This window comes from Caballeronia sp. GAFFF1, assembly GCF_023630705.1.
Classification (GTDB): Bacteria; Pseudomonadota; Gammaproteobacteria; order Burkholderiales; family Burkholderiaceae; genus Caballeronia.
The window spans coordinates 61,196-82,914 of sequence record NZ_JALQEM010000031.1 but is presented as its reverse complement, the minus strand read 5'-3'; the positions used below and the strand labels follow the sequence as shown (position 1 = coordinate 82,914).

Annotated in this window: 16 protein-coding genes; 4 read left to right on the top strand and 12 right to left on the bottom strand. The window is 65.1% G+C overall.

The genetic code is table 11. The annotated features are described in order from the left end of the window. Positions 1–121: 121 nt before the first annotated feature. The 5 genes from NCR37_RS17240 to NCR37_RS17220 are packed head-to-tail and all read right to left on the bottom strand — an operon-like array spanning position 122 to position 4,215. A complete protein-coding gene (locus NCR37_RS17240; RefSeq protein WP_250474066.1) occupies positions 122–595 on the bottom strand; it encodes a MaoC family dehydratase in 474 nt (157 codons plus the stop codon). Next, complete coding sequence (locus NCR37_RS17235) at positions 592–1,785, bottom strand: CaiB/BaiF CoA transferase family protein (protein WP_250474065.1); 1,194 nt, start codon at positions 1,783–1,785, stop codon at positions 592–594. Before NCR37_RS17235 ends, NCR37_RS17240 begins: the two co-directional genes overlap by 4 nt. Before the next feature lie 27 nt (positions 1,786–1,812). Further along, entirely contained in the window at positions 1,813–2,976 is a 1,164-nt protein-coding gene (locus NCR37_RS17230) for an acyl-CoA dehydrogenase family protein (protein ID WP_250474064.1), read from the bottom strand. Next, positions 2,973–3,785 carry an enoyl-CoA hydratase/isomerase family protein gene (locus tag NCR37_RS17225; protein ID WP_250474063.1) on the bottom strand — a complete coding sequence of 271 codons (813 nt, stop codon included), beginning with the start codon at positions 3,783–3,785 and terminating at the stop codon, positions 2,973–2,975. The genes NCR37_RS17230 and NCR37_RS17225 overlap by 4 nt, the downstream gene beginning before the upstream one ends. A gap of 4 nt (positions 3,786–3,789) precedes the next feature. Beyond that, on the bottom strand, positions 3,790–4,215 hold the full coding sequence (locus NCR37_RS17220; RefSeq protein ID WP_248323093.1) for a MaoC family dehydratase: 426 nt from the start codon (positions 4,213–4,215) through the stop codon (positions 3,790–3,792). 324 nt (positions 4,216–4,539) lie between these two features. Between NCR37_RS17220 and NCR37_RS17215 the strand changes: the two genes are divergently transcribed. The 4 genes from NCR37_RS17215 to arsH all read left to right on the top strand — a co-directional run bounded on the left by NCR37_RS17215 (position 4,540) and on the right by arsH (position 8,420). Further along, on the top strand, positions 4,540–5,574 hold the full coding sequence (locus NCR37_RS17215) for a TRAP transporter substrate-binding protein (RefSeq protein WP_250474062.1): 1,035 nt from the start codon (positions 4,540–4,542) through the stop codon (positions 5,572–5,574). Between the two features lie 50 nt (positions 5,575–5,624). After that, positions 5,625–6,158, top strand: coding sequence for a TRAP transporter small permease (locus NCR37_RS17210; RefSeq protein WP_248323095.1), 534 nt, complete (start codon positions 5,625–5,627; stop codon positions 6,156–6,158). 10 nt (positions 6,159–6,168) lie between these two features. Beyond that, entirely contained in the window at positions 6,169–7,440 is a 1,272-nt protein-coding gene (locus NCR37_RS17205; protein WP_248323096.1) for a TRAP transporter large permease, read from the top strand. Between the two features lie 215 nt (positions 7,441–7,655). Next, entirely contained in the window at positions 7,656–8,420 is a 765-nt protein-coding gene (gene arsH / locus NCR37_RS17200) for an arsenical resistance protein ArsH (RefSeq protein ID WP_250474240.1), read from the top strand. 55 nt (positions 8,421–8,475) lie between these two features. Here the strand turns inward: arsH and NCR37_RS17195 are convergent, their stop codons facing one another. The 7 genes from NCR37_RS17195 to bcsD form a co-directional block, all read right to left on the bottom strand. Continuing rightward, a complete protein-coding gene (locus NCR37_RS17195; protein WP_250474061.1) occupies positions 8,476–13,671 on the bottom strand; it encodes a cellulose synthase subunit BcsC-related outer membrane protein in 5,196 nt (1,731 codons plus the stop codon). Then, positions 13,665–14,816, bottom strand: a complete 1,152-nt coding sequence (bcsZ, locus tag NCR37_RS17190) for a cellulose synthase complex periplasmic endoglucanase BcsZ (protein WP_250474060.1) — start codon at positions 14,814–14,816, stop codon at positions 13,665–13,667. Before bcsZ ends, NCR37_RS17195 begins: the two co-directional genes overlap by 7 nt. A 1-nt stretch (position 14,817) precedes the next feature. Continuing rightward, entirely contained in the window at positions 14,818–17,307 is a 2,490-nt protein-coding gene (gene bcsB, locus NCR37_RS17185; RefSeq protein WP_250474059.1) for a cellulose biosynthesis cyclic di-GMP-binding regulatory protein BcsB, read from the bottom strand. Then, positions 17,307–19,523, bottom strand: coding sequence for a UDP-forming cellulose synthase catalytic subunit (gene bcsA, locus NCR37_RS17180; protein WP_250474058.1), 2,217 nt, complete (start codon positions 19,521–19,523; stop codon positions 17,307–17,309). Before bcsA ends, bcsB begins: the two co-directional genes overlap by 1 nt. Then, on the bottom strand, positions 19,520–20,308 hold the full coding sequence (gene bcsQ, locus NCR37_RS17175; RefSeq protein ID WP_250474057.1) for a cellulose biosynthesis protein BcsQ: 789 nt from the start codon (positions 20,306–20,308) through the stop codon (positions 19,520–19,522). The genes bcsA and bcsQ overlap by 4 nt, the downstream gene beginning before the upstream one ends. Further along, positions 20,305–20,964, bottom strand: coding sequence for a cellulose biosynthesis protein BcsP (bcsP, locus tag NCR37_RS17170; RefSeq protein ID WP_250474056.1), 660 nt, complete (start codon positions 20,962–20,964; stop codon positions 20,305–20,307). The genes bcsQ and bcsP overlap by 4 nt, the downstream gene beginning before the upstream one ends. Positions 20,965–21,087: 123 nt before the next feature. After that, on the bottom strand, positions 21,088–21,543 hold the full coding sequence (bcsD, locus tag NCR37_RS17165) for a cellulose biosynthesis protein BcsD (RefSeq protein WP_250474055.1): 456 nt from the start codon (positions 21,541–21,543) through the stop codon (positions 21,088–21,090). Positions 21,544–21,719 lie beyond the last annotated feature (176 nt).

Sequence of the window (21,719 nt, the reverse complement as noted above, 5' to 3'; positions counted from 1 at the left end):
GCGGCGCTATGTCTCGCGCCTGCCAGCCTGCCCGAGAATCGCGGGCCACTGCACGAAGTGTAGCGGTGCAGTGACCGTCGACGTTACTGGCATTTACACCATGCAAGGTGCGGTGCGGAGGTCATGCGGCGAGATTGCGGGCCATCAACGCCTGGTTGAAGCGCAGTTCCTTCAGCGCGGATAGCCCGCTCAGCACCACACGTCCTTGCTGGTTTCGAACGGTCGTATCCATAACGAGGATACGCTTTGCCGGCTTCTTCTCGACGACGCACACGTTGATCGTCACCGTGTCGCCGATATAAACCGGCCCGAGAAAGCGCAGCTCCTGCCCGACATAAGCGAAGCCTGGGCCCGTGAGTTCCGTATGAGCCGCGGACACGAGCGCCGCTGTCAAAAGCCCATGCACCACGCGCCGTCCGAAGGGCGAGCACTCGGCAAACGCATCTTCCATGTGCAGCGGGTTCAGGTCGCCGGACAGACGTCCAAATGCGTTCACTTCAGCTTCTGTCACCGTATGCACGATCACCTGCGTGCGGCCGATGTCGACATCCTCGAAGCGCAGGAGCGCCGGCCAGTTGTTCGGTTGTGCGCTCATGCTTCTCTCCTCGATGTCAACGCAACACCGCCCTCGACATAGGCGTCGATCTCTTGCGGTGTGTAACCCAGTTCCGCGAGCACTTCGCGGGTATGTTGTCCCTGTTTCGGCGGATGACGGCGCAAGGGTGGCGTCTCGCCGTCATAGCGGACAGGATGCGCGAGCACGCGCACGGGCCCCGCCTGCTCATGCTCGAACGATACGATCATCTGATTGTGCAAAACCTGCGGGTCGTGCTCGACCTGTTCGTAGTCGTTGACGGGCGCGAACCAGATGTCGTGTTCCTCGAAGGTATGCATCCACTCGGCCGTAGTGCGCGTCTTGAGCGTGTCGTAGACAAGGCCATTGATTTCCTCGCGGCGCCGGACGTTATCCTTCGGATGCGTGAACTCCGCAAGGGCGGGACACGCCAACGCGCTCGCGAGTTTCTGTACAGGCGTGAGCGACATCGCGATGTAGCCGTCGCGCGTCTGGTACACGCCATAGGGCGCCGGATGAAACCGGCTGCCGGTCGGCGGATGCGTGCGCGCCCAGAGCGGCCCCTTGTTCATGTAGTACGTGAAGGGCTCGATCTGCAGATCGAGCGCGGCGTTGAGCAGATTACTCTCCACTCGCGTGCCCACGCCGGTACGCTCGCGCGCCTGCAACGCGGCCACCACGCCGAATGCGGCCAGCGCGGCGGCATGCTGATCGACGATCGCCGAGCCGACCGGCGTCGGTGGCGACTCGGCATCGCCGGAGAGCATGGTCATGCCGCTCATCGCCTGAAGCAGCAGGTCCTGCCCCGGACGCTTCAGATATGGGCCGGACGAACCATATCCCGTGCATGAGCAGTAGACGAGGCGAGAATTGACCTCATGCACCTGTGCGTAGCCGAAGCCCATCTTGTCCAGCACGCCGGGCCGATAGTTTTCGATGAGCACATCCGCTTCGCGGATCAGACGCCACACGATCTCGCGTGCGGATTCCTCCCGCAGATCGAGCGAGATGCTCCGTTGATTGCGGTTGCCGAGCAGAAAAAACACGCTCACGCCTTCGACGAAGGCATCCGCGCCGGTCCAGCCGCGTTCGAATGCGCCGCCCGGCGGCTCGATCTTGATGACATCCGCGCCCACGTCGGCCAGCATCTGCACGGCGGCGGGCCCTTGCAAGAAATGCGTGAAGCTCAGTACCTTGATGCCTTCCAGCATAACGTTCCCCTCGGTTCCGAAGCGCGTTCACGCGAGCAGCGTGCGCGCAATGATCATGCGTTGTATTTCCGATGTACCTTCCACGATCTCGAGCACCTTGGCATCGCCAAATGCGCGGGCGACCGCGAACTCGGCCATCACGCCGTATCCGCCATGAATCTGCACCGCCTGATGCGCGGCCTTCATCGCGTGTTCGGTGGCAAAGAGCTTGGCCTGCGAAGCCTGCGCGTCGAACGGTAAGCCCGCATCCTTGAGCGCGGCGGCGTCGTAGAGCATGAGACGCGCGGCATGGGCATCGGTGGCCATGTCGGCAACCTTGAATTGAAGCCCCTGAAACTCGGCGATGGCGCGCCCGAACGCGCGCCGCTCTTTCATGTACGCCATCGAACGTTCCAGCGACCCTTGCAAGATGCCTAGTGCAAGCGCGCCGATGAGAATGCGACCGGTGCTAATCTGCGCCAATGTCTGACGCAGCCCCGCGCCGCGTTCGCCTAGAAGCTGATTCGCCGGAATAGCGCAGCGGTCGAAGAACAGTTCATGCGTGATGGATGCGCGCCAGCCGATCTTGCGCAGCTTGCGTCCCTTGCTGAAGCCTGGCGTCCCCTGAGGCACGATGAAATTGGAGATCTCCTTGCGGCCGTCGGGTCGCGTGCCCGTCGCTGCCGCGATCACCGTCGGCCCGCCTATCTCCGTGCCCGAATTGCTGATGAAGGTCTTCGCGCCGTCGATGATCCACTGCTCGCCGTCGAAGACCGCCCGCGTGCCGATGTTCGCCGCATCCGAACCGGCGTCTGGCTCGGAAAGACCGATGGAACCGATCTGCGTGCCGTCGAGAATGGGCCGCAGATACCGCGCTTTCTGTTCGGTCGTGCCGTAGTTGTTCAATAGGCTCGCGACCGTCGAATTCGCCATCAGCGCATTGGCGACGGCGCAATCCACGCGGGCGAGTTCTTCGAGCACGATCACGAAGGAGAGCCAGTCGCCACCGCCGCCGCCGAACGCTTCCGGGTACGGCAAACCGGTGAAGCCGAGTTCGCATGCATGTCGCCAGAGCGCATACGGAAACGCCTCGTGCTCCCATAGCGATTCCGATTGCGGTGCGACTTCATTTTCCGCGAAGCGTCGCACGGCTTCGCGAATCATCGTGTGCTGTTCCCCGAGCCAGTGAGGTTGATTGAGCGTTGTCGTCATGGCGTGACCGGTGCAAGGTGGGTTCGGGCCGTGCGTCGCGCGGCCTGGCGTTCCAGGAATTGCCGCAGCCCAGCCCGCGCGCCTTCGCTCGAGAAGTTCACCGCGTATTGCGCGGCTTCGAAATCGAGTCCCGCCGACAAGGGCAACTCGTTCGCGCGGTTCAGGGCCCGCTTGGACATTTCCACCGCGAACGGATCGTAGGAAGCGAGCGTCGCGGCCAAAGACTGCACCGCCTCGAAGAGATCGTCGGGAGCCGCTACCCCGTGAATGAAGCCGAACGCCTCGCATTCCTGCGCGGAGAAGCGCCTGCCGCTCATGACGAAGCGTTTGGCGCACGCGAGCCCCATCTTGGCGACCGCGAGTTGCGTGCCGCCCCAGCCGGGCATCGTGTTGAGCGTGATTTCCGGGAACGCGAAGCTCGCGTTCGTCGAGGCCACGATGAAGTCGCATGCAAGCGCGAGTTCGAAGCCGCCGCCGAGCGCATAGCCGTTGACCATCGCGATGGTCGGCTTCGCGCAGTCGTGCAGGCGCAGAAGGGCGCGCTGGCCGGCCACCATGTCGCGATAGGCGGCGACGCCATCGAGAGAGACGAGGCGCTCGATATCGTTGCCCGCGGCGAAGGCTTTGGCGCCGCTGCCTGTGATCGCGATAACGCGCGTCGCTTCGTCGGCGAGGGCTTCTTCGATGCTGGCAGAAAGCGAAACCAGCATCTCGGGCGTGAATGCGTTGAGCTTGTCGGCGCGATTGAGTGTCAAAAGACGCAGGCTGCCGTGCTGCGTGGAAAAGACGGGAAGCGGGCTTTTCTGCATGGTTTCACAGCACTTTGAGATAGGTCTTGCCGGATGCCACGACGACGCCGTCCTGGCGCGTCACATCGGCGGCGAACACGCAGACGTTGCGTTCCTCGTCCTTCTCTTCGAGCGTCAGACGAGCAGTCACGGTATCGCCAATGAATACCGGTGCATTGAACGTGATGTCATAGCGATACGACACCGCGCCGGGGCTAGGCGCCTTCTGCGCCATATGGCCCATGACGGTCGAGAGAAACCCGACCGACAAGCAGCCTTGCGCGATGCGCCGCTCGAAGCGCGTGCCTTTCGCATATTCCTCGTTCAGATGCACGGCGTAAAAGTCGCCGACGATGCCGGCAAAGCCGTAGATGTCGTATTCGGAAACGGTTTTCGCAAAATCGGCTGTGTCGCCGATTGCATAGCAATCCATATGAGGACGTTTGGCCATGTCGTGATGGGTCGTGGTCGGTTGCGTGAATACGGTGCGATGCGTTCTAACACCGTGCCTTTAGGGTGGAACCCACTTTAATGAGAGCCCGCCTGCGACCGGTAGGACGGTTCACGCAATCTTTTGGACTTTTTTGCAGCGCGCGGGATCACGCAGGACAGCACCGTAAAAAAGTCCAAGAAATTTGAAAACTGGTCCTAACGCACCATCGCTGCGATCACAAATACTTGCGACAACCCGCTGGCCTACAGGCACGTCGCAAGACGGCAATCTGCCGATGCGAGGCATGGGCAAGGCGGTGTCCATATCGAGCAAGGAGACAACATGAGTTCGCTTTCCAGAGCGCAGAGCATGCTGCGCGTGGCGATGAGCGCGGTGCTTGCCGCAGTGTGCGTATCTGCATCGACGGGCGCTATCGCGCAAGACAAGGTCGTGATGAAACTGGGCCACACGCTTGCGCCCGACAATCACTATCAACTCACGGCGCAGGTGTTCGCCAAGGAAGTCGCGGCGCGCACGCATGGGCATGTCGAAATACAGCTGTTCCCGCAATCGCAGCTGGGCGGCGAAGTACAGATGACGCAGGCGTTGCGCACCGGTACGCAGGACCTGATGATTTCCGCGCAGGCGCCCATCGACAACACGATCAAGCAGTGGCAGATCTTCGACATGCCGTACCTCTTCTCCAGCATGGACGAAGCGAACGCCGTGCTGCAAGGTCCCGTCGGCCGCAAGTATCTCGACATGATGAAGCCCGTGAACATGATCGGCCTCACGTGGCTCGCGGTGGGCGAACGCAATCTGTTCACCACCAAGCGCCCCGTCAATTCGCTTGCGGACATGAAGGACCTCAAGGTGCGCGTGATGCAGAGCCCCGGCTATATCGCGGGCTACAAGGCGCTCGGCGCCAATCCGACACCGCTCGCCTATAACCAGTTGTTCCTCGCACTTTCGCAAGGTCTCGTCGATGGCGCCGACACTTCGCCGGAACAGTTCGTACAAGACAAGTTCTCGGATGTCGCCAAGCATTTCTATGTCACGCACGTGAACTATCTGCCGGTCGTGCTGGCGATGAGCAAGGCCTCATGGGACAAACTCTCGCCCGCGGACCAAAAGGCGTTTCAGGAGTCTGCGAAGATCGCGGCGGACTACGACTTGAAGGAATACAAGCGCGAATACGACGCCGCTATCGCCGCGATGAAGTCCAAGGGCATCCACGTCACGACGGTCGACACGGCACCGTGGGCGCAAGCGACGAAGTCTGCGCGCGAAGAACTGATCGCGAAGATTCCGGACGGCCCGGCGCTGTATCAGGAGATCAATACGGCCAAGCAAGCGTCGGCGGTCGCGTCGAAATGAACGATGCGAACGACGGCCGTGGGTCCAACCCGGCATCGGAGGTGACACGCATGGAAAAGCTCGCTCGCGGCTTGATGTTCGTCGACGACATCGTGCTCAAGATCAATCTGTTTGTCTGTAGCTGCCTGCTGCTCGCGGCGGTGATCGTGGCCGGACTCGGGGTGTTCTTTCGCTTCGTGCTGCACGATTCACTGTCGTGGTCGGACGAAGTGTCGGCTTATCTTTTCGTGTGGCTGACGTGTCTGGGCGCCGCAGCCGGCGTGAAGTTGCGCGCGCATCCGGAAGTGCGCGTGCTGGCGGACCGCATGCCTGCTGCCATCGCGCCGCTGCTCAAGGACTTCACGGACTGCGCGATTCTCGCACTCGGCGCGGTGTTCGTGCTGTACGGCACCGACATGCTCGCGCTGATGGGCACCGAAACCGCCGCGTCCATTCCGATTTCGATGGTGTATCCGTATCTTTCGATCCCCGTGTGCGGCGCGCTGCTCGCGTTTCACTCGCTCGTGCGCATCGTCGTATCGCATCTCGCGCCACAGGCGCAGACCGATGCCGCGCTGATCGAAGGCGTGTCCGAACATCTCTAGGATAAACATCATGTGGGCAATTGCTTTTGGAGCAGGGCTACTAGGGTTGGGCGTGCCGGTGGCCATCTGCATCGGCATAGCGGCGACCATCGCGCTGTCGATCAACGGCACGCCGCTGCTCGTCATTCCGCAGCAACTGTTCTCGAACCTCAACAACGTGGGCCTGCTCGCCATACCGTTCTTCATGTTGACGGGTGCGATCATGGACGCGGGCGGCGTGTCGAAGCGCATCATCGAGTTCTCGCAAGCGCTCGTGGGCTTCATGCGCGGCGGCATCGGTCAAGTGACGATCGTCGCGAGCATGTTCTTCGCGGACTTGTCCGGCTCGGCGACGGCGGACACTGCCGCGATCGGCTCCGTGATGATTCCCGGCATGGTCAAGAAGGGCTATAACCGTGCATTCGCGGTGGCGCTGCAATCGGCGGCGGGATCGCTCGGGCTGCTGTCGCCGGTGTCGATGAGCATGCTGGTCTATGCGTACACGGCGAACGTTTCGGTGGGCACCATGTTCATCGCGGGCATCTTGCCGATGCTGCTCGTGGTCGCGTCGTTCATGATCGTCAATTACGTGACGGCCGTTAAGAATGACTACAGCGCGGTCGAGCCGTTCGATGCGCGCAAGCTATGGACGACGTTCCGCGAGGCATTCTGGGCGCTGCTCACGCCGGTGATCATTCTGGGCGGCATCCTCGGCGGCATTTTCACCCCGGTCGAGGCGGGAGTCGTCGCAGCAGTCTATGTGACCTTGGTGAGCGCGTTCATTTTCCGTACGCTCAAGCTCTCGCATTTCAAGGACATATTGGTGCGGACTTCGGTGAACACCACGCGCGTATCGTTTCTGCTCGGGCTTGCGTTCGTGCTCGGGCGATATCTGATCGAAGCGCAGATTCCGCTGCACGTGGCGAACAGTTTCCTCGCGATCACCACGAGCGCCATCGTGCTGCTGATCCTGATCAACCTGTTCCTCATCGCGGCGCATACCGTGCTTGAAACCATTTCGAGCATCGCGGTGGTGATTCCGGTGTTCTTGCCGCTCGTCGTGCAGATGCATATCGATCCGATCGTGTTCGGCGTGATCGTGCTCATCAACTCGGCCATCGGCATCAATCTGCCGCCGATCGGTTTCTGCCTGTTCACGGCGGCGTCCATAGGCGGCGTGTCGGTGGAGAAGGCGACGCGCGCGATTCTTCCGTTTATCTTCGCGCTGGTCGTCGACCTTCTGCTGATCATCTTCTTTCCGCACATCCCGCAGTTCCTTCCGCATCTGCTGGGCGCGAAGTGAACGTATGGGGATGGCGTCCGCTTCGCAACAATGCGACGTGAGCGCGGCTTACCTTGGCGCGGGTAAGCCTCAACGATCGTGGGAATGCTGATCGAACTGCCGGTCGTGGTGTTCGTCGTAGGCGTCGTCAGCCGAGGCAGCGCTGGTATGATGCGCGCTCAGGCTGAGGACAACAATCGATGAGCGACGCTAACCAACGGCCGGAGCACCCGCTGATGCCTTCCGACTTGCCCAACGTCACGCTGCCGTTACTGGACACGCCGGACCTCGACAAGCTCGCGCCGCGCGCTGTCTCGACGCACGCGCCGCGCATCCTGCTGCTCTATGGCTCGCTGCGCCCCACGTCGTACAGTCGCTTGTTGACGCTCGAAGCCGAGCGGATTCTCCGGCACTTCGGCGCCGAAACGAAGGTCTTCGATCCGCGTGACTTGCCGATTGCCGACAGCGTTCCAGCCGAACATCCGAAGGTCGTCGAGCTTCGCAAGCTGTCGGAGTGGTCGGAGGGACAAGTCTGGTGCAGTCCCGAGCGCCACGGCACGCTGACTGCCGTATTCAAGAATCAGATCGACTGGCTGCCGCTCGAACTCGGCGGCGTCCGTCCGACGCAGGGCCGCACGCTCGCCGTGATGCAGGTCTGCGGCGGATCGCAGTCGTTCAATGCGGTCAACGCGCTGCGCGTGCTGGGCCGCTGGATGCGCATGGTGACGATCCCGAACCAGTCGTCGGTGGCGAAGGCGTACCAGGAGTTCGATGCGAACGGGCGCATGAAGCCGTCGTCGTACTATGACCGCGTCGTGGATGTCATGGAGGAGTTGTACAAGTTCACGCTGCTCGTGCGCGACCGCACCGATTACCTGACGGATCGTTATAGCGAGCGAAAGGAGAAAGCGCCCGTCGTGGCGGCGACGCTCGCTAACGCTGCGATGAGCCATGAGCGCGATGCGAAGACCGCGGACAGCGACGACGGGGAAGTTGAATAGCGGGGCGGGTAGCGCACCGCGCTGAACCCGCTCTCCCGCACGTCGCTGCAACCCCTCAATTCGCCAGCGACAAATACGGCGAACTGAACGCCTGCGGCGGAAACACTGCCTGTGTGCTGCCCTGACGCGTAAAGCTATAGCGGACATACACGGCGGCGAGCCATTCGCGATACTGATACGCGTTGCCGAACGATGCCGTCGCGCCGAACGCGAGTTGCGGCGCGAGCTGATATTCGCCGGTAGCGTTGAGCGAGTATGAAACGCCCGTCTTGCTCGACCCCGGGTAGACGGCGCCCGCGTCGGGACTGAGCGGGGAACTGGCGGCTGCGGACTGACGCGTGCTGTCGGTCGGGAAGTAGTTCGACGCATCCTGCCGGTAATGCTGCACGCCGATCGATCCCTTCACGTCGTAGCTGAACATTCCCAGTCGTCCCATGTATTCGACCGGAAAATTCAGGATCACATACTGCTGCGGGCTGAAGTAACCGCCCTGCCCGTATGTGAAGTACGAGAGGTTCTTGTCGTAGTGCATCAGCGTGGTGTTCGCGCCCACGGTGAGCGTCTGGTCCGCATCCTTGATGAGACGCGTATAGATGCCGCCGCCGCCCTTCACAGCGCTGTTCGTCGCAACGTGCTTGCCGTCGAGAAACTGGTATGCCGCGTTCACGTAGACGCCGTTCGTGCTGTCGTCCCAGCCGAGCGCGGCGCGCGCGCCGCTCGAAGTGACGCCGCCCCATTCGAGACCCGCGCCTGCATCGCGCGCGCCGGCGTAGGACAGGAGGCTGTCGGTAACGGCGCGTCGCGCGACGGCGAGCGAGTACGACACCTTGTCCGTGATGGCGTTCTGATATTGCAGTCCGCCGACGACGTTGGTTTCGCGAAAGCCGAGCGGCGTCGTGCCGACATCGGCCTGGATGTTGCGGTTTTCATAGCCGACGGACAGGCCGACGCCCGTTGCGGTCTGCGAGCCGAAGTCGTTGGTCAGGTTGACGATGTTCGTCGTCGTGCTCGGATTGTTGCTCGCGCCCGCGCCGAATCGCGCGAGCGTGTTGTTGGTGCCGCTCGCGGTGCCGGCATCGAGCGTGACGGGCGTGGCGCGCAGCACGATATGGCCGTTGCCCGCCTTGATGCGGCCTTCGATGGGCGCTTCGATGTCGGTAAGGTTCGACAGGCCGTTCTCGCCATCGCGATTGCGAAACAGCACGCCGCCGGTGATGGTGCTGGCCTGTTCGCGGTTGATCGCCGCCAGTTCTTCCGCGACGCCCGCGGTTTGAGGGTTCGCGGCCGGCGCCGGCAAGCCCGATGCGCTCATCGATGCCGCTGTCGCCGCGCGCAGCGCGCCTTGCGGCTGCGCCGAGTAGTACGGCTGCGCATAGCCGGCGGGCGGCTGCGGGATGTACGGCTGCTGAGCGTAGGGCTGCGGCGCGTATTGTTGTTGCGGATACGGCTGCTGCGGATACGGCTGTTGGGGATACGGCTGCTGCGGATACGGCTGTTGGGGATACGGCTGCTGCGGATGCGGCTGCTGCGCGAAAGGCTGTTGCTGGTAAGGCTGTTGTTGGTAAGGCTGCTGCTGATAAGCCTGCTGCCCGTACGCGTACGGATCTGCCGGACGCGCCTTCTGCGCGGTGCTATTGCGCGTCGCCGTGCGTTTGCCGGCCGGCACGCTCGCCGCGGGTTGCGGTGCGTAGGCGTTGGCCTGAGCATCGCGGGCGGCGGGGGACATCGGCCAGGGCGAACTGTCGTAACCGTCCGATACGGGCGGGTAAGCCGGAGCCTGCTGCGCATACGGCTGCTGTTGCGGATACGGCTGATAGCCCCGCGCGGGATAACCGTTCGCATCCTGTCCGGGATACGGCTGAAGCGGCGCGCCCGATTGCGCCGCGCCGTAAGGGTCGGGACCGTAGCCGTTAGCGTAAGCCGGTGCCGGCGGCGCGGCATAAACGCCCGATTGCGCCGGGCGGTAGCCGTCCGGCCCGTAGCCGTCGGCACGAGCCGGCGCCGAGTAAGCGACGGATGGCGCTGCGCCATCGGCTCGTGCGCGCGGCGAAAAGTGACTGCCTGATTGCGCCGAGCCGTAGGCATCGCCACCATAGCCGCCGAACTCGCGCCGACCGCCCGCTTGCTCGGTAGCATCGGAAGCACCGCCGTAACCGTCTGATTGCGCCTTTCCGAAAGCATCGGCACTATAGCCGCCAGGTTCGCGCCGACTGCCCGCTTGCCCCGTGCCATCCGAAGCGCCGCCGTAACCGCCCGACTGTGCCGACCCAGAAGCATCGCCGCCATAGCCGCCGAACTCGCGTCGACTACCCGCTTGCTCGGTTGCATCCGAAGCACCGCCATAACCGCCCGCCTGCGCCGGCCCATAACCATCGCCACCATAGCCGCCGCGCACAGCCCGACCGCCCGCTTGCCCCGTCCCATCGGCTGCACCGCCATAACCGCCGCTCGCGGCCGCGCGCGGCGCGCCCGGCGTTATCGAGGGCGCGGAATAAGGCACGGAATAAGGCACAGAATAAGGCGCTGCACCAGGCAGACTGGGTGGCGGATAGGACGGCACGGCTTGCTGATTGTTCGGTAGGGTGACGGGCCGATACGCGCCCGCGTTATTCGCACTCGACGATGAAAGCGACGCCGCAGCCGTATCGACCGCAGTCTTGCCTTCGAACGGATTGGTGCCGGGCAGCGGCATCGACCCGATGCGTTGCATCGCGGTCTGCCAGTCGCGCGGCACGCGGCTGCTTTGACCGGACGCGTTCGCCAGCGCAGGCGTATCGGCGGCGACGAGCGAGCGTTGCAGGAACTGCGCGGCGAGATCCAGCTTGCCTTCTGCGCGGTACATCCGGCCGATGCCCGCGAGCACGCCCGGATCGTTCGGCGCGGCCTCGTACGCCTGCTTCGCAAGCGATTCGGCCAGCTTGAAATCGCGCACGCCGCTGGCCGCCGACATCGCCGCCGTCTGCAAGCCCACGTCGTCGGGACGGCGCGAGAGCGCCGCGCGGTAACACGACAACGCATTGCGGTCATCGCCCGCCGAGGTGTACATGCGGCCGAGCGCCGCCTGCAGGTCGGGATTGTCGGGCATCGCGGCGAGCCACGGCGAGATCACGTCGTAAGCGGCGGCGAGGTCGCCTTGCCTGCGCACCCCGTCCGCCTGCGCGATCACGATTCCCAGGTTCAGATTGTCGAAGTCCCGACGCTGCTGCGTGGTGAGCTGCGTCGCGGAAAGACGCCGCATGACGGAGCCGAGTTCGGCATCCTGATGCGTCGCGGACAAAATGCCCGCGTATTGCAGTTGCAAGCCGATATCACTCGGCACATTCGCGATCGCGCCGCGTATCAGCGACAGCGCGCGCGTCGGATCGCCCGCGTTCACATACGCCGAGGCAATCGCGCCCATGAGCTCCGCGTTGCCCGCCGCGACAGGCTCGGCGCGGCGCAGAATCGCGAACGCCTGCGGGTTCTGGCCCGCAGCGGCCGCGCGCGTCGCGAGTTCCGCCTGCTGATGCACCCACAAGCGATGCTGCAACGCCGTCATCGCGGACGTGCGCTTCGCCTGCGGAACGCGGTCCAGTTGCGCGAGACCGGCCGACCAGTCCTGCGTCTCGGCGGAAAGGAGCGCGCTCGCGTAGAGCGCGTCGGTCATGTCGGGGTGCGTCGCGAGCAGGCCGTCCATCATGCTGCGCGCATTGCCCACCGCGCCCTGACGCACGTAGATGCGCGCGAGGTCGAGCCGCAGCCACGGGTCGTCCGGCATGTTGAGCAGCGCGTCTTCGAAGAGACTGCGCGCCGCGCCGAGATCGCCCCGCGCTTCGGCGGCCCGCGCCTGCGCGGCCTGCGCCTGGCCGCGCAGCGTGTTGATGCCGCCGGCTTTCGCCTGCTGCTCCGTGTTGAGCTTGTTGGCGAAGGCGAGCGCCTCGTCGCCGCGGCCCTGCGCGGCCAGCGCGCCGACGAGCCCGCGGATCGCATCCGGGTTGTCGGCCTGACGGCGCAGCGCCATGCGATACGCGGCTTCCGCGCCGCGCGGATCGCCGTTGGTAAGCAGCATCTCGCCGAGCAGCACTTGCGCCGTGACGTCGGACGGATCGATTGCGATGGCGCGCTCGAATAGCGCCTTGGCCTGCGCGATCTGGCCGTTGCTGCGCGCACCGATGGCGTCGCTCGTGTATGTCCAGTACGTCGCGCTCGTGAGCGCGTCTTTCCAGCGCGCCGGGTTGCCGGCCCGCGACGCGCGTTCGAGATACGTGCGGGCCTCGGCGAAACGCTCCTGCTTCAGCGCTGCGACGCCCATGCCGCCGAGCGCGTCGGCGTCGTTAGGATTGCTCGCGAGCACCGACGAAAAGCGCGCGCGCGCCGCCGCGAGATCGCCGTGATCCAGCGCGGCGAAACCGTCCGCGACGGTGCGGCCGCGCGCATCGACGGCGGCGTCGGCTTGGGCGCGCTCGCGGGCGGACTTGTCCTGCTGCACCATCGAATCGAAGCGGGCCTTCACGGCGGCGTCGTCCGGCGAGACTTGCAGATACGCCTGATAAAGCGGCGCGTCCGATGCCCGCGCGCCCAGCCACAAGAGCGCCTGCCGCCAGCTTTTCTTCGCGTCCGCGCCGACCGCGCTGTCGCCCGACAGCTTCGCGAGCCGCGCGATGCCGTCGCGCCGCGTGGCATCGCGATACGTCAGATGCTGCGCATACGCGAGCTGATAGCGCGGATCGTCCGGATTCTGACGCGCCAGTTGTTCGAGGCCGCGGCGCGCTTCGTCCCAGCCTTGCGGCGTGGCGGCGACCGCCTGGTAATACTCGAGTTGCAACGCGGGCGTCGCGGGCTTGCCGTCGATCGCGCGCTTGTATTCCTGCACGGCCGACGCGCTCTGTCCGCTTTGCGCGAGACGCCGCGCGTCGTTCACGGTCTGATCGCGCGAACTGGTTTCGCCGAGACGCCGGCCAAGTTCGTCGATATTCGGATAGTTCGGCGCGACCTGACGCAACTGCGCGAGATACTGCTGCGCGCCGCTGCCGTCCTTGCGATCCGCGAGCACCATGCCCATGCCGAAGAGCGCGTCCGGCTGCTGCGGATTGACGCGCAGCACTTTCTGCCACGCCTGTTCCGCAAGGTCTCCGCGCCGGTGCGACTGCCAGTACTTGCCCTGATCGATGAGCACCGTGAGCGGATCGGTCGTCGCGGCCTGCGCCCAGGCCATCGCCGGCGCGGCGCACAAGAGCGCCGCGATCATGCGCTTGCGAGTCGGGATCAGCATGCGCTTCTCCACGTCGGCACGAGGCGGCCCAAGTCATCGAAGCGAAAACGCCCGTCGATGAAACCGCCGCCGAAAAGCCCGAGCACGCGGTCGTAGTAGACCGGCTCGCGGCCCGCGACGGGCGGCGCGGCCAGCGCTTCGAGACGCGCGCGCGCGAGGCCGAGGCCGCGTTCGTCGTTCAGCGCCTTCAAGTACGGAGCGAGCGCGCCCCAGTACGAGAGCGGGCCTTCGCCGCTTGCCGCGCCGCTCATGGTCGAGACCTTCTCGGGCGGAAAGCCCGTTTGCGCGATGCTCGCGCGCATGCCGCCGAGCGCGTCGAGCCACGGACGCGCGAGCGGGTCGCTCGGCGACGCCATGCCGGCCCACAGATACACGCGGATCGCGTCATAGCTGCCGACATCGCCGTTCTTCGGATCGACGACGAACTGGCCGTTCGCGCTTGCCTGATACGCCGCCCAATCGGGCGCATAGCCGCGCGGCGAGGTGATCCTAATCATCTTCGCGGCGTTCTGCGCGAGCTTCGTCCACGGGCCGTCCGGCATCTCCTGCGCGAGGCCGCGCAAAACCGGCAACGGCAGATAGCTCGGATTCAGACGCGTGACCTGGCCGGTGCGAAAGCCTTGCGGACCCGGCAGCAACATGGGACCGAGTCCCGGCAGATCGGCGACTTCCTGCTTCACGATCTGCGTCGCGAGCGCGTAGGCGAGCTTCGTGTACGCCGGCTCCTTCCAGAGACGCCCCGCCTGAAACAAGTCGTAGGCGATCCACACATCGGAGTCCGAAGCAGAGTTCGCGTCCATCACGCCGAACGATCCGTCCTGCCGCTTGCCCCATTGCCATGCGGGCAGGCGCAGGCTCGCCGCGTCGAAATGATTGGCCGAGAGGTTCGTGCGCGTCCAGTTGAGCACGCGGTCGAAGGTCGCGCGGTCGTTCGCGACGAGCGCGAAAAACATCGCATACGACTGGCCTTCGGACGTGGTTTGCTGCGTGTCGGTCGAGCGGTCGATCACGCGGCCGTCGGCCTGCACGACACGCTCGACGAAAAGGCGATACGCGGGCCAGTCGCACTGCTGCGCGGCGTGCGCGCCGGGGGCGGCCGCCGCGAGCATCGCGCCGGCGAGGAGTGTGGCGGTCGTTGGCCGCATGTCAGTCTCTCAGACGCCGCGCGGCGATCGAACGCAGCGCGCGATAGAACAGGGCGGCGATGATAAGCGAGGCGAGCACGCCCGCGATCACCAGCAGAAACGGGTGCGACGACAGCGCCCAGCGCATGTAGTGCACCGGCGAGAGATGGCCGACGTAATACGCTTCGCCGTTCGACGTGACCGTCACCGTGCGGCCGTGGATCACGGCCATGGCGCCTTGAATCGACGGCAGCAGATCATTGTCGAGCAGGGCGGCGGACAGATCGGCGTCGGACTGCCCCGCCGCGCTGATGAGCGCGACCGCGCTGCGTCCGCTCTTGAGCGGCGACTCGAAGCCGGTCAGGAGCGCATCGCCGCTCGAACTCACGAGCGAGAGGTCCGCGCGCGCGGGCGAACGCTCCGGACCTTGCTCGCCATGCCACCAGTCGACGAGCTTGAACGCCACATCGGAAAGCTGGAAGGTGCGCGCGTCGCCATCGCCGGAAAAAGGCATCTGCTTCGCCCAGCGTTGCAGCAAGGGCTGGCGTCCCGGCGAGCCGAGAATCAGCAGATCCTTGTCGGCGAAGCGGTCCACATCGTTCGCGCTCGTCACGGTCACGCCCGTCACCGGATAACCCGTCGATGCGCCCATGCGGCCCATTTCCAGCAGATACAGACTGTAGTCGGCCGAATTCGGCTCGTTCGGCAGCACGACCGCCGTCTGCGAAAGGTCCGCCATGCGCGTGAACGGAAAGCCGCCGTTCGCGAACGCGGCCAGATCGGGCAGCGCCATGTAGTGCGGGAAGCCGGAGAGGTCGATGGTCGAATTCGGATCCACCGCGCCGACGACGTTATCCAGCACGCGGCCCTGGCATTCGCCGGTCTTCGGAATGTCGTAATAGAAGTGCAGGCGCAGTTGCGCGCGCGGCGTGATGAGAAGCGGCGGCAAATAAATCTCGCGGCGCGCGGCGACCGTCTTGTCCGGCAGCACGCGGCTGAAGTACGCGCCGAGATCGAACGTCGACGTGGACACCGCCGGAATGCGCAGCGACTGCACGAAGCCGTTGTTCACGCTGATATTGAGCGACGAACGGTCGGGCGCCGGGCGCACCGTATAGCGATAGCGCAGGTCCACCGGCACGCCCTTCGTCTGCCACATGAAGAGATCGGGCGGCACACGCAGGTTCACGCGCACCGCGTCGGCGTCGTAGCCGTGCGCGGTCAAATCCTGCGCTTCGGCCAGTTCGCCGAAGCGCACGGGCCGGTCGGCCGGCAGCCAGTTCGGCGCGTCGTAGGGGCGGCGCGGTTGCAGGTCGTTGAACTGCGTGATGGTCGCGCTCGTTCCCGACAGCGCGTTGCGGCCGACGCCCAGCGCCTTCGCGGCGGTCTTCAGTTCGTTGTCGTCGCGGCCGAGCACGAGCAACAGACGCCCGCGCGCGTTCGCATCGCGTTCGACGAGCGCGATCGTCGGACCGGACACCGGCGGGATAGCAACGCCCGCGACCTTCGCATCGCCGACGGCGAACACCACGGCATTGCCCGACAGCGGCACGTTGTCGGTCTGCGCCGGGAAGATCGCGCCGCGATAGCCCGCGAGCGAGCCGAAATACGACGCCACGGTCCCGGCCGCTTCCAGCGCGGGCAGGCTCGGCTTGCCTGCGAAGACGAACGGCAGTTCGAGGCGGCGCACGTCGCGGCGGTCGAAGAAGGGCAGCGGCAGCGCGGCGAGATCGGGCTTGCCGGCAATCGACGCATACGTGAGATCGAGCGAGCTCGCGTTGCTGACGGTCGCCCACAGCGTCGAATTGGACGGGTCCTCGCACTGTTGCGTGTAATGCCCGATCAACTGCACGTTGAGGTGGTTGAATTCGGTGATGAAGCGCGGATCGATCGCCACGTCGCGCGCGACGAGCGTGCCCGCCTGATCGCGCGGCACGGGCAGCGTCGCGGCGACTTCGCCGTTGATGAGTACCTTCAGTTGCGAAATGGACGGCAACAGCGACGGCGAATAGCTGTAGATCAGATGCAGCACCGCGCCGGTCACGACTTCGTCGCCGCGCACCGAGAACGCGATGCCGTTCTGGCCGTCGGTGCCGCGCAGTTGCAGCGGATCCAGCGCGCCGTAGTCGGCGAAGGTCAGCGTCTGACGGCGGCCGCCGGGCACCAGCGTGCCGCGATCAGCGGTCGTCGGAATGCGCGAGGTGAGCGGCTTGTCCGGCTTGCCGGAGAAGGCCGGCACGGGCATCGCGAGCGCCGGCTGCTGGATCGCGGCAGGGTTGTAGACGACGGCCGGACCGGGCGCGGCTACTGCGCCAACGCCCGTGGCCTGCTGCGTGCCATTTGCCTGTGGCGTGCTCTCGACCGCCGCCGCGATGGACGCGAACGGCGCGGCAAACGCCGTCTGCAAGGCCACGAAGACGGCCAATGCGCGCGCCAAAGGTCGTTCGCTAAAACGCGGCGCGCGCTCGCCCGTTCGTTGTTCAACGCGCAACTTCGACATACCCATGCCCATTATTGGTCTTTGGTTTTCAGCTTGTTCACATCGACCGGGCGCTTGTTCATCCAGGTACGAAGGTCGTTGTACAAATGCTCGAACAATCCCGCGATGCCGCGCGTGCCGACCAGCAGCACATGCGACAGGCCGCGCAGCGGCGTATCCGGGCGGCGTCCCTCGGACCAGCCGGTCCAGGCATCGGCGCGGGCGAACGTCGTCTTCACGAAGTCGTATTCCTGCTCGCGCGTGAGCTCGGAAAAGCGCAGGCCGACGCGGCCCGGCTCGGTATAGCCGACGGTCGCGGGGAACGCGTATTCCTCGTCGCCGCGAAAGAGCGAGACCGTGACGCGCTCGTGCATCGGCACGGCGATCTTGCCCGGCAGCGCGACGCCCACGCCGCCTTCCGAATAGTCGATGGTCTCGCAAGCGAGCGTGCGCCCGGTCGAGAACTTGAGCATGACGGGCATCTTCATCGACACGCGATGCGTCGCGCGAACCTGCTTGCGCTCGCTCGCCGCCGCCACCGACGCGCCGAGAATCAGCATGTTGTAGACCGTCCAGCACAGGTTGAGCAGCGTCGTGTTCACTTCGCTGCGCACGTGCCAGTACATGCCGATATGCACGATGCCCGCGACGAAGCCGAGCAGGTTCAGCAGCAGCAGGAACAGATACGGCCGCGAGATCGTCCAGTCGAAGTAGTCCTTCGCGATCTGGCCGCCTTTGGCCGTCACGTTGAACTTGCCGAGCTTCGGATTGATGACCGCGAGCAGCGTCGGCGCGGTGATGTACGACGCGAGCACCGATTCGTACACCTCGGCCCAGAACGAGTGGCGGAAGCTGCGCTGCATGCGCGAATTGGTGATGCTCGCGTGCATCATGTGCGGCAGCGCGAAGATCGCGATAGTGCTCGCCGCCGCTTCGATCACGTGCGCGCCGAAGAAGAGATACGAGAGCGGCGCGGTGAGAAACACGAGACGCGGCACGCCATAGAAGAAGTGCAGCATGCCGTTCAGATAGCACAGCCGCTGGCCGATCCTGAGGCCCTTGCCGGTGAGCGGATTGTCGATGCGGAAAATCTGCGTCATGCCGCGCGCCCAGCGAATGCGCTGCCCGATATGGCTCGACAGGCTTTCGGTGGCGAGACCGGCCGCCTGCGGGATCGCGAGATACGCGGTCGTATAGCCGAGCCGATGCAGCTTGAGCGCCGTATGCGCGTCTTCCGTGACGGTTTCGACCGCGATGCCGCCGATCTCTTCGACCATCGAACGGCGCAGCACCGCACACGAGCCGCAGAAGAAGGTTGCGTTCCAGAGATCGTTGCCGTCCTGCACGAGGCCGTAGAACAGTTCGCCTTCGTTCGGCACCTTGCGGAACGTGCCGAGATTGCGCTCGAACGGATCGGGCGAGAAGAAATGGTGCGGCGTCTGCAGCATCGAAAGCAGCTTGTCGCGCAGGAACCAGCCGAGGCAGACCTGCAGGAACGAGCGCGTCGGGATGTGATCGCAGTCGAAGATCGCGAGGTATTCGCCCTTCGTGATCTTCAGCGCCTCGTTGATGTTGCCCGCCTTCGCGTGGCGGTTATGCGTGCGGATCGTCCAGTTGACGCCGACTTCCTCGCAGAACGTCTTGAACTCGGGACGGCGGCCGTCGTCGAGCACGTGAATGGCGAGCTTGTCGGTCGGGTAGTCGAGCGCGAGCGCGGCGTAGATAGTCGGCTTCACGACCGAGAGCGGCTCGTTGTAGGTCGGAATGAAGACATCCACGGTCGGCCACTGGCTGCGGTCCGCGGGCAGCGGCAGCGGCTTGCGCTTGAGCGGCCACGCGGTCTGGAAGTAGCCGAGCAGCAGCACGAGCGCCGCATAGACTTCGGCCGCGACGAGCAAAAGGCCCCACGCGGCGTCGAGCGGGCGTTCCCAGTACGTGGTTTCGGTGAGCCGCCAGAACATGTAGCGGCCCGACGCGACGATCGACAGCATGATCATCACGAGCGTCGCGTATTGTCCTTGCAGACGCCGGAATCCGAGCGCGCAGACGAAGCAGATGCTCGCGAACGCAAGCTGCTGGCCGAACGCGAGCGGCACCGTGACGACGAAGTACAGCGCGAACGCGGCGAACATCGTGAGGAGAACGACGACGATGCGGCTGCCCCAGATGCTCGCATCGACGAAACGTTCGAGGCGCGAGGTCGCGACGCTGACCTCCGTCTCGGGCGACGGGATCTTGGCCGAACTCATGCGAGTTTCCTCGACGAAGCAGCCATCGCGTCGATGGCGGCGAGGAGCCAGTCGCCGCACGCGCGCAGATCGGCGGCGGCTTGCGAAAGCGGATCGTAGTGAATGAGCGTGGTGTCGCACGCGAGCGATTCGGAAACGCCTTCGTCCTGATGGATCACGCCCGGAAACAGCTTCGCGCCGAGCATGTTGCGCAGCACCTTGAGCACGTCCTTGCTCAACTGGCGCGACTGATCGACCTGATTCACGACGTAGCCCTGGCCCGCGAAGTCCTGTCGCGGCGCGGCGTAGGCATCGACCATGCGCTCCATGCCGGGAATCGCGGCGTAGGAGGCGGCGTCGGCCAATACCACGTTCAGCGCGAAGTTCGCGGCCGTCAGCGCGGTGCGCGTGTAGACGGACGAGCCGGGCGGCGTGTCGACGATCACGATGTCGTTCGCATCCAGCGCGAGCGCATCGAGCGAGCGCGCGAGCCACGACGGATCGCTGTCGACGAGCGCCTCGAAGCGGCGGCGGTCGTCCTCGGTCACGGCGCCGTAAGGCAGCACGGTGACGCCGTCGACGCCGTCGAACATCACGGACTGCCACGGCTCGCGGCTAAGGGTCGCGCGCGAGATGCCGTCGATGCTGTCGAGCGGGATGCCGAAATGCAGGCGCAGCGCGTTCTGCGGATCGAGATCGAGCACGATCACGCGGCGGTTGCGCGCGGCCAGCACCGAGGCGAGATTGGCGGCGAGCGTCGTCTTGCCGACGCCGCCTTTCGCGGAAACTACCGTGATGACTCTCATAAGCGGGGAAGGCGGCCGGCGCGCGTGTTCGTGGGTTCGCTCTCCGCGCGGCCGGCGTGCCGCAGGCGTTCGAAGAGGACGTTGAGCGAATCCGCGGGTGCGTTCGTCGCCGGCTGCGCTTGCGGCTTGAAGAGCTTGCCGAGGATGGACTGCGGCGCGGCAGGCGCGGGCGCGCTCGTCACGCTTTCAGGCACTTGCGCAGGCGCGCGGCGCGCGGGTTCCGGCTTCGGCGCCGCGGCTGCGTTCGTGACAGTCTGAACCGATGCAACGGCGGCAACGGCCGAATCCGGAATCGTTCCGGTCTCGTGCGACGCCGATTCGCCCGTCGCCGAGAAGCGCAATGCGCTCAGCGATTCCGCGGCGGGCGGATCGACCGGCGGAATCGCGCGGCGATGCGCGCGCATGAAGAGCTGGCGCTTGCCGCGATTGATCGGCATTCCCGTGGGCTGCGTGTTGGACGGCTCGCTCGATTGCATCGGCGCCTCGCGGCGCGGCGCGATGTCGGGGATGGCGGGCTGCGCGAAGTCGAGCGTCGCGAGCAACGGCCAGCGGGTGCGCGCCGACTGCGCCTCGTTCTCCCGGCCGATTTCCTGGTAGTCGCCTGCATTGCCGCCGAAATGATCGAACAGCTTCTGGATATCGCGCGAAGTACTCATGATGCCGCTTCCTCGTCGTGCCTTACGTGATGCGTGGCCGGTACTGCTCGTTGTGGTCCGCCGAACCGGGCGGTCGATGCCGCCGCGTCGAGGCGGCGGTCACCGGTATTCAAAATGCCGAATTCAGGCTGCGGCGCGCGCGAGCCTGAACTCGATGGCGGCGTCGCCGCCGAATTCGCTTGCCTGCCGCACAGCGAGCCCTTGCGCGCCCAGGCCGGCGAGCCACTGCTGATACGCGCCTTCGAGGAACGCAGGCGTCCACGCGAGGGCGCTCTCACCGAAGGCCGGCAACGGCGCGCAGTAATGCACGATGCTCAGGTGGTCGCGCTCGTCGGACAGCTCGACGAAGCCCCAGTCGGCGTCTCGCCACTGCGCGTTGAGCGCGTCCGCGAGCGCGGACGTCGAATCGCAGGGCGGCAGCGCATGCGCCTTCGCGAAACGGCTGCCCACGCGATGCATCAGCTCGCGCAGTTCGTCATGTCCGATCTGCGCTTCGAATTCATCCGCGAGCGCAGCCAGCATGCCGCGCCATTGCCTGGATATTTGACTGTCCAACAGATAATCGAAGATAGCGGCCATGTTTTTGTTAGGCAGGCGTGACGCGCGATGCGTGGTTGCTCGATCTGGTTCTCGTCCTCGCGGGAGATTTCTTTAGCGTGCGAGCACCGATCCGGACGTTTGTCGAGGCGCTATTACCCGCCAGAACTTACTTCAATGCGTTTTTTTTCGCCAGTGGAAAGACTAGCTGTTGTTTC

Excerpts from the sequence above, each read along its gene's own strand:
- NCR37_RS17240 (WP_250474066.1), bottom strand. The coding sequence starts at position 595 with ATGAGCGCACAACCGAACAACTGGCCGGCGCTCCTGCGCTTCGAGGAT.
- NCR37_RS17235 (WP_250474065.1), bottom strand. The coding sequence starts at position 1,785 with ATGCTGGAAGGCATCAAGGTACTGAGCTTCACGCATTTCTTGCAAGGG.
- NCR37_RS17230 (WP_250474064.1), bottom strand. The coding sequence starts at position 2,976 with ATGACGACAACGCTCAATCAACCTCACTGGCTCGGGGAACAGCACACG.
- NCR37_RS17225 (WP_250474063.1), bottom strand. The coding sequence starts at position 3,785 with ATGCAGAAAAGCCCGCTTCCCGTCTTTTCCACGCAGCACGGCAGCCTG.
- NCR37_RS17220 (WP_248323093.1), bottom strand. The coding sequence starts at position 4,215 with ATGGCCAAACGTCCTCATATGGATTGCTATGCAATCGGCGACACAGCC.
- NCR37_RS17215 (WP_250474062.1), top strand. The coding sequence starts at position 4,540 with ATGAGTTCGCTTTCCAGAGCGCAGAGCATGCTGCGCGTGGCGATGAGC.
- NCR37_RS17210 (WP_248323095.1), top strand. The coding sequence starts at position 5,625 with ATGGAAAAGCTCGCTCGCGGCTTGATGTTCGTCGACGACATCGTGCTC.
- NCR37_RS17205 (WP_248323096.1), top strand. The coding sequence starts at position 6,169 with ATGTGGGCAATTGCTTTTGGAGCAGGGCTACTAGGGTTGGGCGTGCCG.
- arsH (WP_250474240.1), top strand. The coding sequence starts at position 7,656 with ATGCCTTCCGACTTGCCCAACGTCACGCTGCCGTTACTGGACACGCCG.
- NCR37_RS17195 (WP_250474061.1), bottom strand. The coding sequence starts at position 13,671 with ATGCTGATCCCGACTCGCAAGCGCATGATCGCGGCGCTCTTGTGCGCC.
- bcsZ (WP_250474060.1), bottom strand. The coding sequence starts at position 14,816 with ATGCGGCCAACGACCGCCACACTCCTCGCCGGCGCGATGCTCGCGGCG.
- bcsB (WP_250474059.1), bottom strand. The coding sequence starts at position 17,307 with ATGGGCATGGGTATGTCGAAGTTGCGCGTTGAACAACGAACGGGCGAG.
- bcsA (WP_250474058.1), bottom strand. The coding sequence starts at position 19,523 with ATGAGTTCGGCCAAGATCCCGTCGCCCGAGACGGAGGTCAGCGTCGCG.
- bcsQ (WP_250474057.1), bottom strand. The coding sequence starts at position 20,308 with ATGAGAGTCATCACGGTAGTTTCCGCGAAAGGCGGCGTCGGCAAGACG.
- bcsP (WP_250474056.1), bottom strand. The coding sequence starts at position 20,964 with ATGAGTACTTCGCGCGATATCCAGAAGCTGTTCGATCATTTCGGCGGC.
- bcsD (WP_250474055.1), bottom strand. The coding sequence starts at position 21,543 with ATGGCCGCTATCTTCGATTATCTGTTGGACAGTCAAATATCCAGGCAA.